Raw genomic sequence first — 11,594 nt, forward strand, 5'->3', positions numbered from 1 at the left:
GGATCTCCTAGGGAATTTGGTTTTTACTGGCTGGGGACGGACACAAGACGCAGCGTGCCTACGCGTTCCCGGAGGGTGCGCCGGGCCTCGGTGCCGAGCAGTTCGTCGCTGATAACCTCGTCAACTTCCTCAAGGGCGGCAATGGTACTGATGCCCACCGTGCCCCATTTGCTGTGATCGGCCAGCACAACTACGGTGCGGGCGGCCCCAATGAGGGCCCTATTCATCTCCGATTCCAGCAGGTTGGGGGTGGTAAAGCCGGCCACCCCGTCCACGCCGTGCACACCAAGGAAGAGTACGTCCAGGTGCAGCTGGCGCATGGACGCCGTGGCGATGGGCCCCACCAAAGCATCCGAGGGTGTGCGCTCGCCACCTGTAAGGATCACGGCCACCTGGGAGCGGGGGCTCGCAAAGACATCGGCAATCCGCATGGAGTTAGTCACTACTGTGAGGTTCTTCTTACCCACCAGTTCCTTGGCCAACGCCCAGGTGGTGGTGCCCGCACTGAGGCCAATCGCCATGCCGTCACTGACCAATTTCACCGCCTCGCGGGCAATGGCTTGCTTCTCTGCCGTGCCCTGCGTGGATTTGAGCTCAAATCCGGGCTCATGCGTCCCCGCGGCTCCGGGAACCTTGGCGCCGCCATGGATTTTCTGAACCAATCCGGCGTCGTTCAGGGCCTCTATGTCCCGGCGCACCGTCACCAGGGACACTCCCAGCAGATCGGCCAGGTCCGAGACCCGCACCACGCGCTCGCGGGTCACTGCGCTCACAATCTCCGTGCGCCTCGCATCTGCCAGCATGTGTCCCTCCCTGTTCGTTCATGACTCGTTGAATAGTGGCTGGCCCAGATGCTCCGGGCAGGGCACATGATCATCCCTTGCTGGAGCCCAGTGTTAGGCCGGCAACAAACTGCTTTTGCAGCACCAAATAGATGATCAGGGTGGGAATGACGGTGATCATGGCGCCAGCGGCCAACAAGTTGTAGTTGGAGAGGAAGGTTCCCTGCAGGTTGTTGATGGCGGTGGTGACAGGGAGCCTGTCGCCACTTTGGATAAACAGCAGAGGCCAGAAATAGTCGTTGTAGATGAAGATCAGTTCCAGTGTTGCCAGCGCGGCGACAGCCGGCTTGCACAGCGGCATGATGATCGAAGCGTACTGGCGCCACAGCCCGGCACCGTCCACCAGAGCTGCCTCCGTCAGATCGGCTGAGAGTGCTTTCATGTAGTTGGAGAGCACAAAGGTGCAGAAGCCGATCTGGAATGCGGTGTTGGCAATGATGACTGAAATGTAAGTGTTCAGCAAGGAGCCGGAATCGCTGAACCAGTAGGGCAGTTGGGTGAGCTTGAACATTTCAAACAGCGGCGTGGCAAGGACCTGCGGGGGCAGCAGATTCCCGGCCGTAAAAAGTATCAACATGCTGATGTTGAATTTCCAGCTGACCCGGCTGACGGCGAACGCCATCATGGAGCTCATCCACAGCACCAAAATAATGGTGGGGACCGTGATGATGAGCGAGTTCATAAAGTACTGGGGGAAGCCGCCTTGGGTCCAGGCGGTGACGAAGTTGTCAAAGTTAAACGCTCCGCCGAGGCTGAAGTAGCCGTACTTGTCGGTATCGGCTTTGGGCCGCAGCGCCGTGAACAGTGCCCAACCAAGCGGTATGAGCCACATGATGGACATGACGATCAAAAAGATGTGGGTGCCGTAGTGCGGACGGCTGAGGCCGTGGCCCACTGCTTGTTGGGACTTTCCGGTGCGTGTGCGGGTGGAGGTAGACATCAGAACTTCTCCTTCCGGAACGTCCGGGACAGGTAGATGGTGATCGGTACGAGGGAGATGACAAGCAAGATCACGGCAAAGGCGGAGCCAATACCGATGGACTGGCCTTCACCAATCAGGTAAGTGATGACCAAGGCGCTGATGAGCTCCAAACCGTTGGTTCCTTTATTGATGACCCAGACAACGTCAAAGGCACGCAGGGACTCGATGATGGTAATGACCACTATGACGATGTTGATGGGGGCCATGGCCGGGAAGACAATGCGGAAAAATGTTTGGCGGGCGTTAGCTCCGTCTAGGGACGCAGCTTCCTTCAGTGAGGCATCCACGCCCTTCAAGCCAGCTAAATACAGGATCATGACATAGCCGGCATGCCGCCACGTGGCAGCGACCAGGGCGGCCCAGATGTTGACGCTGGGATCCCCGAACCAGTCAACGGCTTCCGGGGTGCCTGCCGTGCCGAGCAGGAAGTTCAGCAGGCCGTTGTCTTTTTGGTAGAACAGCTGCCAGATGATGCCAACTAGGGCCAGTGAGAGCATGACCGGAACAAAGAAGACGCTCTGGTAAATTTTGCTGCCCTTGATCTGTTGGTCAAGAAGTACGGCGAGCAGCAGCCCCAGCGGTGTGGCAATGACAGCGAGAAATACCAGCCACAGGATGTTGTGCTGGACGGCCGGCCAGAACGCGGGGCTGTCGTTGAAGACGTAGCTGAAGTTCGCGAACCCGGCCGCGCGGATATCTGAAAGGGCCAGGCCGTTCCATCGCGTAAAGGATAAAAAGACGGACAGTAACGTGGGGATCCACACGAACAGCAGTTGGATCAGTGTGGGCAAGCCGATCATGAAGCCAAGGATCACCTTGTCACTCTTTGAAAGGCGCCGGACGCGGCGGGCCTTGATCACTGGCGCTCCGGCGGGGCGTGCAGCCCTGCCATCTGGGGTGGACGGTTCGGAAACTTCGGTTGGCGTGCTCATGGCGGCAACTCGTTTTCTTGCGGGGGTCGGTGGCAAAGTCTCAGTGCTGATGGTTTCTTGAGGTGGCGGGCCTTGATGCGTTGTCCTGACCCGCCACCTCAAAGGCAGCTACTGGGCTGCGTACAGGGCCTTGGCCTGCGATTCGAGGTTTTTCACATCGATCTTGCCGTCCTTGATGAAGCCCTGCAGGGCAGGGATCATCACATTGTTAGCCATGGCCGGCAAGGCGTCCCTGTCAAAGAACTGGCTGATGCTCTTGGCGTTGGCTATGGTTTCAGCACACTTCTTCATCATGGGGCTCAAGCTGCTGGTATCGGCGCCCTTGGCCGTGGCGATGTTGGACGGGTCCACCTTCGCGTAGGCATCCTGACCGGCAGGGGTGCCGATGAATTCGACGAAGTCGCGGGCCGCCTGGTTATTGCCGCCCTTCTTAGACAGCAGCAAACCGTCAATGGGCGCCTCCACAGCGTCCTGGCCCTCCATGGCAATCTCCGGGAACGGGAAGAAATCAATATCTGCCAGAAGCGTTGCGTCGGTGTACTGCTGGGTCACGAAGGAGCCCAGCAGGTACATGCCGGATTTGCCCTTGCCCATGTTGATGGCAGCATCCTGCCACGTCATGCCCAAGGCTCCCGGGTTCTGGTAAGGAAGCAATTCCCGCCACGTGTCAAAGACGGCCGAGACCTTGGGCTGGTCCCAGGATTCCTCATGCGCGGTCAAGTCCATGTGGAACTGGTAGCCGTTCAGCCGCATGTTGATGTAATCGAAGGTACCCATGGCCGGCCAGCCGTCCTTGTCGGCGAACTCGATGGGGATGAGCCCATCTTTTTTCATCGTGGCGCACAGGGCCTTGAGCTCGTCAAAGGTGGTGGGGACCGCATAGCCCTTCTCAGCCCAGACACTCTTGCGGTAGAAGAAGCCCCACGGGTAGTTGTAGTTCGGAACAAAGTACATCTTGCCGTCGGGGCCCGTGGCCGCCTTTATCATACCCTCGGAGAAGTTGGCGCCGATTTTCTCCCACACGTCATCGATGGGGGAGAGTAGGCCCTGCTTGGCGTAGTACTGCATGCGGTAGCCGGCGAACCAGGTGAAGGAGTCATCAGGGCTGCCCTGCAAGTAGGTAGCGATCTTGTTCTGGAAGTCATTGTGGGGAACAACGTTGGAGGTGACGGTGTCACCGGACTTCGCGGTGAAAGCATCCGTTACGGCCTTGTACGCGGCCTTGGGAACATCATCGGAGGAACCGGAACCGAAGGTGAGCGACTTTGATGCGGAGGGGTCAGCGTTGGGACCGGAGCCGCCTGTGCAGGCGGACAAGAGCGGGATGCCGGCCGCGGCGACGGCACCGACGCCGATGGTCTTCAAGAGTGTGCGGCGGTCCATGCCCGGGAGGATGATTCCGCCGGAGGACCGTTCTTCGTTTCGTGACATGATTTCTCCCTTTGAAAAATGCAGCCTGTGAATTGGATCACATGAAACAAGCATGAGTTGTTCAAAAAAGAACGTCAATACTCAAAAGACAAAAATATTGATCACGGTTTGGTGTCGCTTTTGTCGCTTTAGTGACACGCATCCGTTCGGTAAGGGTTTTCCGTCAATGTTCCGGCGGTGAAGTGTCTTGGTGGTTAAAAGAGAAAATCCGCCGCCGAGGAGGTCCTGCACGGAGGGAAAACCTGCGCAGGGCCAGCTCGGCGGCGGATTATGTTGGAATGTTACTTGCGCAGGGACTCCGCGATCTGGTTCATAACGGTGTTATCCGCCAGCGTTGAGGAATCTCCAACGGCACGGCCTTCGGCAACGTCCTTAAGTAGGCGGCGCATGATCTTCCCTGAACGGGTCTTGGGCAGTTCGGGCACCACCAGAATGGTCTTGGGCTTGGCAATGGGCCCAATTTCGTGGCCCACGTGGTTGCGCAAGGTGGTGACGATGTCCGCATCCTCCGCGGCAGAACCGCGGAGGATCACGAAAGCTACCACGGCTTGGCCGGTGGTTTCATCGGCGGCACCCACCACGGCGGCTTCGGCCACTGACGGATGGCTCACCAGCGCCGATTCGATCTCCGTAGTGGAGAGGCGGTGTCCGGAAATGTTCATGACGTCATCCACCCGGCCCAGCAGCCAGACATCGCCGTCTTCGTCCCATTTGGCGCCGTCTCCGGCGAAGTACATGCCGTCAAAGCGGGACCAGTACGTCTCCTTGTAGCGCTCGTTGTCTCCCCAGATGCCGCGCAGCATGGCGGGCCACGGCTCGCGGATCACCAGGTAGCCGCCGTGTCCGTGCGCCACCGAGGCGCCGAGTTCGTCCACCACATCCACCGCGATGCCGGGCATGGGGACCTGGGCTGAGCCGGGCTTGGCGGAGGTCACCCCGGGCAGGGGGGCGATCATGATGGCACCGGTTTCCGTCTGCCACCAGGTATCCACGATGGGTGCGTTGTCCCCGCCAATGACGCGCCGATACCACATCCACGCTTCCGGGTTGATGGGTTCGCCCACCGAGCCGAGCAGGCGGATGGAGGAGAGATCGTACTTGGCGGGAATGTCCTCGCCCCACTTCATGAACGTGCGGATCGCCGTGGGGGCCGTGTACAGGATGGAGACCTTGTACTTTTGAACGATCTCCCAGAAGCGGCCCTGGTGCGGGGAATCCGGGGTGCCCTCGTACATGACCTGCGTTGCGCCATTGATCAGGGGCGCATAGGTGACGTAGGAGTGGCCGGTGACCCATCCGACGTCGGCCGTGCACCAGAAAACATCCGTTTCCGGGTGCAGATCAAACACGGCGCGGTGCGTGTAGGCGGTCTGCGTGAGGTAGCCACCGGTGGTGTGCAAAATGCCCTTGGGCTTGCCCGTGGTGCCGGAGGTGTACAAGATGAACAGAGGGTGCTCGGCGGCATGGCCCACGGCGGTGTGCTCGGTGGACGCGGTCCCTACGGTGTCATCCCACCAGACGTCCCGGCCTTCAACCCAGTTGACGTCTTGGCCGTTGCGCTTGACCACAACCACGTTCTGGACAGAGTGTCCGGGGGTGGTGAGGGCTTCGTCCACGGCGGGCTTGAGGGAGCTCGGCTTGCCGCGTCGGAAGGTACCGTCCGCGGTGATGACAAGCTTTGCCTGCGCATCATCGATGCGGCTGCGCAAGGCATCCGCGGAGAAGCCGCCAAAGACTACTGAGTGGATGGCGCCAATGCGGGCACATGCCAGCAAGGTGATGACGGCTTCCGGAATCATGGGCAGGTAGACGGCCACGCGGTCGCCTTTAATTAGGCCCAAGGTTTCAAAAGCGTTCGCAGCCTTCTTGACCTCTTCAGTGAGCTGCGCATAAGTGTACGTGCGGGTATCGCCAGGCTCGCCCTCAAAGTAAATGGCTACACGGTCTCCGTTGCCGGCCTCAACGTGGCGGTCCAAGGCGTTGTAAGCGGCGTTGATTTCGCCGTCTTCGAACCAGGTGGCGAAGGGAGGGTTGGACCAGTCCAGGGTCTTGGTGAAGGGCTTGGACCAGGAAAGAAGTTCACGGGACTGATCGGCCCAGAATGCGGGACGGTCAGCATTTGCTTTGCTGTATTCGTCACCGTGAATGATCGCGTTTGCAGCAAATTCCACGCTTGGGGCGAATCGGCGGTTCTCGGTGAGCAGATTTTCCAATGCGTCGCCGGACTGGTTGTCCGCTGCAGTTGTGACCTCAGACATCTAATATCCCTTCATTGCTTCTTAGCGATCCTGCGTTGCTGTTGACCCGCGGTACTCCATCCAGGCGAAGGCATGCGTCCGCCCTCGTTTGGCGACGCAAAAAATTCCGCTGGGTGGTTGCTAAGGACAACTTTTCGTTCCATCTTTAACTGTAGCGCTTCTCACAGATCAACGTGTCCGCCATCACAGTCGAATGGGGTCAGCGGGGCTGTCTCTGCGCTCAACAGCATGTTGTTGCCGTGTGCGGGTAGATGGGCAGAACTGCCCATCTGGCGTATTCACAGTCAGTTTGGGTTGTGGCTTGCTAGTGTTGCCCGCCCGCGTTAACTAGGCTGGGAGCAAACGTGACACTTGAGGAGTCAGACCATGAATGAACAAAACAGGCCAGCGTCGGCAATGGGATCGCCAGCAGTGGAAGGATCGCAGTCTGCGGTGAGTGCTCCGGCGGCAGCGGCGTCAGGTGTTTCGGGGGCTTCCGGGGTTTCGGGGGCTTCAAAGGTGACAGCTGCTAAAGCTGTAGCTGGGCCGCTGACTATCCGGGACCTGAGCGTACTAGGCGCCGTCCTGATCATCTTCGTGGCTTCCTTGCTGCCGATTATCAAGACGTTTGCAGGCGACTTCAACCTCTGGAACACCAGCGGCTTGTTTTTTGTGGGGATCGGCGTGGTCCTCCCTCTTGCCGTGGGAGGACTCTTCCTGGCCCGGCGCATGAGTCCGGCAACGCAGCTGCGCTTTGGTTCGCTCTCCATTGACCAGTTCGCCTCGGTAGTGGCTGCCTTCGCCACGTACTTCTTCTTCACAGCCACGGTGAGTAACTTCAGCCTCGTCTATTTGGTGGGCCTGATCGGTTCACTGGTGCTGCTGGTTTCCACCGTCTGTGCACAGTGGATCCCTGTCCTGGCCGCAGACTTTACCGGCCGGGCCGATGTTTTGGCCCATGTTGCCGCGCGCGACGCCGTCCCTGCGCTCAAGATCCCTGCTGCACCCAAGCCCGTGCTCGCCCAGGCTGGTCAGGCGGGTTACGCAGGTCCGGCTGGTCAGGCGTTTGGTCAGCAGAACGCCCAGGGTGCCTCTGCGGGTGCGCCGGCCCAGCATGGTGCGCCTGCCCAGCACGTCCCGGGCCAGCAGGGTGGCTGGAATGCCACACCGGCTGCCAACTCCCACACTCATGGCGGCCAGATCTTCACCCCCGCCAAGGAGAACACCACGGCTGGCGCCGCTGGTGTTGCGTCGCCAGCGGCGACCGCGGCAGACTCAAAGGTTGCGGGTGCGGTAAACCCGGCAGCAGCGTCTGCCAATGCCACCCATAACGCAGCGCAGAGCCCTCTCGCAGGCAGCGCAGCAGCCGCCAGCAGCAATATCCCCGCAGCGCAGACTGCTGCTCAGCCTTCCTTGCAGACCACCGCTCAGCCTGCGGTACAAGCCGCAGCCCCTGTGCAGGGCGGGAACGCGCCAGACAAGGAAGCAGTGGTGACCACACTGAACCCGCAGGTTGCCGAGGCGCCGAAGCCGGCCGTCGAAGCTCATGTGGCACCGGCCGTTGTTAAGGAGAGTATCTCGGCCACGGTCAACCCGGGTGCTGCCCCTGTCATTGCAGAGCCTTTCTGGTTTGCAGTTGACCGCCCACAAAACGTGATTGATGAAAGGACGCGGCAGTTCGCGTTCAAGCTGGCTCCAGGCGCCTGGATTCTGGCGTTGGAAGACCGCGGCAGCAGTTTCCTCGTGCAAGACAGCCATGGCAAGACGGGCCTCTTGCTGGACCTCGCCGGCATCGAACGGGCCTCAGACAGCTAGTAGGGTCCTCACTATGGCCGAACAGGAAACCGCGCTTGCGCTCAAGCGTCGGGCCCGAAGAATCAACCGTGAGTTGGCGCAGCTATACCCTTATGCGCATGCGGAACTGGATTTTCGGAACGCGTTTGAGCTGCTGGTGGCCACCGTGCTTTCGGCGCAGACCACTGACCTTCGTGTCAACGCGGTGACCCCGGGGCTCTTCGCCCGTTTCCCCACCCCGTTGGCGATGGCGCAGGCTCAGAGTGTGGAGCTTGAAGTGTTGATCAAATCCACGGGCTTCTTTCGCGCGAAAGCTGCCAATTTGCTGGCGCTGGCCACGCGCCTCGTTGACGAGTACGACGGCGTGGTCCCAGGTTCCCTTGACGAGCTGGTCACTCTCCCGGGAGTCGGGCGGAAAACCGCGAATGTGGTGCTGGGGAATGCGTTTGGGGTTCCCGGGATTACCGTGGATACCCACTTCATTCGTTTGGCCAGGAGGTTTGGCTGGACTGAATCCACCGACCCCGTACGGATTGAGGCCGATGTGGCGGCCCTGTTTGAATCCAGGGACTGGACCATGCTGTCCCATCGCGTGGTTTTCCACGGCAGGCGGATCTGTCATGCCCGGAAACCAGCGTGCGGGGCCTGTCCCATTGCACACCTATGTCCCGCCTATGGCGACGGGGAAGTGGACCCGGTCAAGGCCCCGAAATTACTCAAGTATGAGATGGCCCCAGGACAGGAAGCTCTGTTGGCCCGTATGCTCGCCGACGTGGACAATGCGTCCGTGTACCGGCAGGAATCACAGCTGGCGGCTCGGAGCAAGGCCGCCGCGCAGTGAGCGCTTATTCAGATCTGGCCATGCTGGCGGAGAAGGCGGCAGCATTTTCTGAGCTTCCGGAAGCTCTGCGGCGGGGGCGGCCTTCCCTCTGGAAACTGTCTATGGGCGGGGCAACTCCCCGCAAGGCCGCAGTGCTGATGTTGTTCGGGGCCCTTGATGACGTCCCGGCTGCTTCAGCGAAACCGCTGGCCTCAGCTGATCTGGACATTTTGCTTATTGAGCGGGCCGCAACCTTGAACGACCACCCCGGTCAGGTGGCCTTCCCCGGCGGGGGAGTAGACCCCGGCGACGCATCCGTGAGGGCCGCGGCCCTACGTGAAGCCGAGGAAGAAACGGGACTTGACCCTTTGGGGGTGGAGGTTTTGGGTATCTTGCCTGAAGTACCTCTGCCCGTCAGTAATTTTATGGTTACGCCCGTGATTGGCTGGTGGGCGCGGCAGACCCCCGTGGACGTGGTTGATTTTGGCGAATCGGCGCAGGTTTTCAGGGTTCCGGTGCGGGATCTGCTCGACCCGGAAAATCGTTTTACGGCGGTGCTGACACGTGGCGGAAATAGCTACCGTGGACCGGCCTTTGCCGTCAACGGAGTAGTGGTGTGGGGATTTACCGCGGGCATCTTGAACTATGTTTTCCACGAGCTAGGCTGGGCGGTTCCGTGGGATGAAGACAAAGAGTTTCCAGCCCCCATCTAAGGGGGGCAGTATCTCAGCTGTACGGTGCGGGCTGTTATTTGGCGTCAGCGTAGCACTGGACCACACTGACATTGACGGGAAACGCCAGCGGGATCGTACCAAAAAGTAGGTCAGTAGCCGCTTGTGAGGAGTCATGCAGGATGGCGCTGACCTCCTCCACTAATTCCACGGGACAGTGCACCACCACCTCATCATGCAAAAAAGCGACTAGTTGGGGGCCGCCTGCAACGGCCAAGCTCCCAGTGCTAGGCGTGCCGGGCGGCAAAGCCCGGAGCCGGCGTCGTAATTCAGCCAGCCAACAGCAGGCCCACTCCGCGGCGGTTCCCTGAACCACAAAATTGCGCGTAAACCTTCCCCGTGAGCGAGCTGCAGACTCGGCCCTGCGCTGTTCCAGAGCGGATGAACTTTGCTGGCTCGCGTGCCAGTCGGTCCCGGTGGGCGGGGTGCTCCGGCCCAGATGAGTACTGACACGTTCCCCCCGTTCACCGGCACGTGCAGCATTCTCCACATAATCCAGTGCCCGGGGGTACATGCGGGCAAGCTGAGGTACCAGCCGCCCGGATTCGCCCGTGGTGGCACCATAGATGGCTCCCAGTAGAGCAATCTTGGCCATACTTCGATCCCCACCAAACCCTTGGGCTGCGATGCCAGCGTAGAGGTCCTTGCTCTGCCCTGCAGCGTCGCGGCCAGCAGCAGCCATGGCGCTATCCTGAGACAGTGCCGCTAAAACACGGGGCTCGAGTTGGGCGGCATCTGCCACGATGAACGTGTAACCGGGATCAGCCACGGCAGCGCCCCTGATCTGCGCCGGGATTTGCATGGCACCGCCGCCACGGGAGGCCCAGCGCCCCGAGACAACCCCGCCCACCACGTATTCGGAATGAAAGCGGCCCTCACGTACCCACTGATGGAGCCAGTTCCAGCCGTTAGTGGTGAAGAGCCGGCTGAGTTTTCGATAAGTCAGCAAAGGCGCAATTGCCGGATGGTTGAACTCTTGCAATTCCCAGCTTCTCGTGGACTTCGCGTCAATCCCTGCCCGGTGCAGGGCCCGGATCAGTTCCTGTGGCGAGTCGGGATTCAGGGTGGGGGCATTTAGCTCCGTGCGCAGGAGATCGGCCAATGCCTCCAGCTTTTCCGGGCGGTTATGAAGGGCGGGCTCCGGGCCAAGTAGATCATTGAGCAGCCTCCTGTGCAGATCTTCCCTCCAGGGGATACCTTCATGATGCATCTCCGCGGCCACCAGCGCACCTGCAGATTCTGCGCTGAGTAAAAGTGTGAGTCTGGCAGGGTGTGTGGAGGAACTAATCGCGGATTTTTGGGCGCCAAGTTCCTTGGCAACAGCGGCTAGATCCCAGGCCTTGTCCTTTGCTGCGGCAACGGGGGCATCAAACAAGCTGTCCTGACTGGAGGTGTTTGTGCCCAAGGGAGTGCCTTGCCGTAGGTTCTCCGCTTCCGGGGGTACGGGTGTGGCCTGCCTGGCATAGTCGGTGTCTGCGGCAAATGCCGAGTACAGCAGAATATTTTGGCACAAGGACAGGTCGTGGCATCTTTCTAGGCGGACATTGGCTGCCAAAAGATCTGGGTACCAATGAGTGGCCCTGTCCCACACCCAGCGCGGATGGTGCGCCTCTTCCAGTGCCCGCACAACGGCTGGCAAGGCAGCCCGGGAGACCGTTTGGACAGGCGAAGCCGGTGTCCCGTCGTCATTCCTGAGCTGGACCACGGCGGCAGATTCATGGGAAGTCAGGGCCAGCAATGCGTACATGAGTTCTATTCTCCACTGGTGCGGAGATTAATTCCTCCACACGCCGCCTAATGCTGGCCGCTGTTCACTTTTGCCGGA

Annotated in this window: 9 protein-coding genes; 3 read left to right on the top strand and 6 right to left on the bottom strand. The window is 60.3% G+C overall.

Annotated features, from left to right (window positions below; all coding sequences use genetic code 11):
• Positions 1 to 23: 23 nt before the first annotated feature.
• From RY113_RS06535 to acs, 5 genes are all read right to left on the bottom strand, one after another.
• Complete coding sequence (locus RY113_RS06535; RefSeq protein WP_315913938.1) at positions 24 to 803, bottom strand: DeoR/GlpR family DNA-binding transcription regulator; 780 nt, start codon at positions 801 to 803, stop codon at positions 24 to 26.
• 70 nt (positions 804 to 873) lie between these two features.
• Positions 874 to 1,782, bottom strand: coding sequence for a carbohydrate ABC transporter permease (locus RY113_RS06540; protein ID WP_110105159.1), 909 nt, complete (start codon positions 1,780 to 1,782; stop codon positions 874 to 876).
• Positions 1,782 to 2,756: a carbohydrate ABC transporter permease gene (locus RY113_RS06545; RefSeq protein ID WP_110105158.1), complete on the bottom strand. Its 975-nt coding sequence runs from the start codon at positions 2,754 to 2,756 to the stop codon at positions 1,782 to 1,784. Before RY113_RS06545 ends, RY113_RS06540 begins: the two co-directional genes overlap by 1 nt.
• Positions 2,757 to 2,864: 108 nt before the next feature.
• Positions 2,865 to 4,187 (bottom strand): ABC transporter substrate-binding protein, encoded by a 1,323-nt coding sequence (locus RY113_RS06550; RefSeq protein ID WP_315913939.1) that lies wholly within the window; start codon positions 4,185 to 4,187, stop codon positions 2,865 to 2,867.
• Positions 4,188 to 4,468: 281 nt separating this feature from the next.
• A complete protein-coding gene (gene acs / locus RY113_RS06555; protein ID WP_315913940.1) occupies positions 4,469 to 6,445 on the bottom strand; it encodes an acetate--CoA ligase in 1,977 nt (658 codons plus the stop codon).
• Between the two features lie 366 nt (positions 6,446 to 6,811).
• Between acs and RY113_RS06560 the strand changes: the two genes are divergently transcribed.
• Genes RY113_RS06560 through RY113_RS06570 form a run of 3 tightly spaced genes read left to right on the top strand, consistent with a single transcriptional unit; the run spans position 6,812 to position 9,751 of the window.
• A complete protein-coding gene (locus RY113_RS06560) occupies positions 6,812 to 8,239 on the top strand; it encodes a hypothetical protein (RefSeq protein ID WP_315913941.1) in 1,428 nt (475 codons plus the stop codon).
• A gap of 13 nt (positions 8,240 to 8,252) precedes the next feature.
• Positions 8,253 to 9,059, top strand: coding sequence for an endonuclease III (gene nth, locus RY113_RS06565; protein ID WP_315913942.1), 807 nt, complete (start codon positions 8,253 to 8,255; stop codon positions 9,057 to 9,059).
• Positions 9,056 to 9,751: a CoA pyrophosphatase gene (locus RY113_RS06570; RefSeq protein WP_315913943.1), complete on the top strand. Its 696-nt coding sequence runs from the start codon at positions 9,056 to 9,058 to the stop codon at positions 9,749 to 9,751. Before nth ends, RY113_RS06570 begins: the two co-directional genes overlap by 4 nt.
• Positions 9,752 to 9,785: 34 nt before the next feature.
• Here the strand turns inward: RY113_RS06570 and RY113_RS06575 are convergent, their stop codons facing one another.
• On the bottom strand, positions 9,786 to 11,516 hold the full coding sequence (locus RY113_RS06575) for a bifunctional 3'-5' exonuclease/DNA polymerase (RefSeq protein WP_315913944.1): 1,731 nt from the start codon (positions 11,514 to 11,516) through the stop codon (positions 9,786 to 9,788).
• Between the last annotated feature and the right edge of the window lie 78 nt (positions 11,517 to 11,594).

The organism is Arthrobacter sp. lap29, from assembly GCF_032458965.1.
Taxonomy (GTDB): Bacteria; Actinomycetota; Actinomycetes; order Actinomycetales; family Micrococcaceae; genus Specibacter; species Specibacter psychrochitiniphilus.

Bases quoted from the DNA above. Each gene is read 5' to 3' on its own strand.
- RY113_RS06545 (WP_110105158.1), bottom strand. From the start codon at position 2,756: ATGAGCACGCCAACCGAAGTTTCCGAACCGTCCACCCCAGATGGCAGG.
- RY113_RS06535 (WP_315913938.1), bottom strand. From the start codon at position 803: ATGCTGGCAGATGCGAGGCGCACGGAGATTGTGAGCGCAGTGACCCGC.
- RY113_RS06575 (WP_315913944.1), bottom strand. From the start codon at position 11,516: ATGTACGCATTGCTGGCCCTGACTTCCCATGAATCTGCCGCCGTGGTC.
- RY113_RS06540 (WP_110105159.1), bottom strand. From the start codon at position 1,782: ATGTCTACCTCCACCCGCACACGCACCGGAAAGTCCCAACAAGCAGTG.
- RY113_RS06550 (WP_315913939.1), bottom strand. From the start codon at position 4,187: ATGTCACGAAACGAAGAACGGTCCTCCGGCGGAATCATCCTCCCGGGC.
- acs (WP_315913940.1), bottom strand. From the start codon at position 6,445: ATGTCTGAGGTCACAACTGCAGCGGACAACCAGTCCGGCGACGCATTG.
- RY113_RS06560 (WP_315913941.1), top strand. From the start codon at position 6,812: ATGAATGAACAAAACAGGCCAGCGTCGGCAATGGGATCGCCAGCAGTG.
- nth (WP_315913942.1), top strand. From the start codon at position 8,253: ATGGCCGAACAGGAAACCGCGCTTGCGCTCAAGCGTCGGGCCCGAAGA.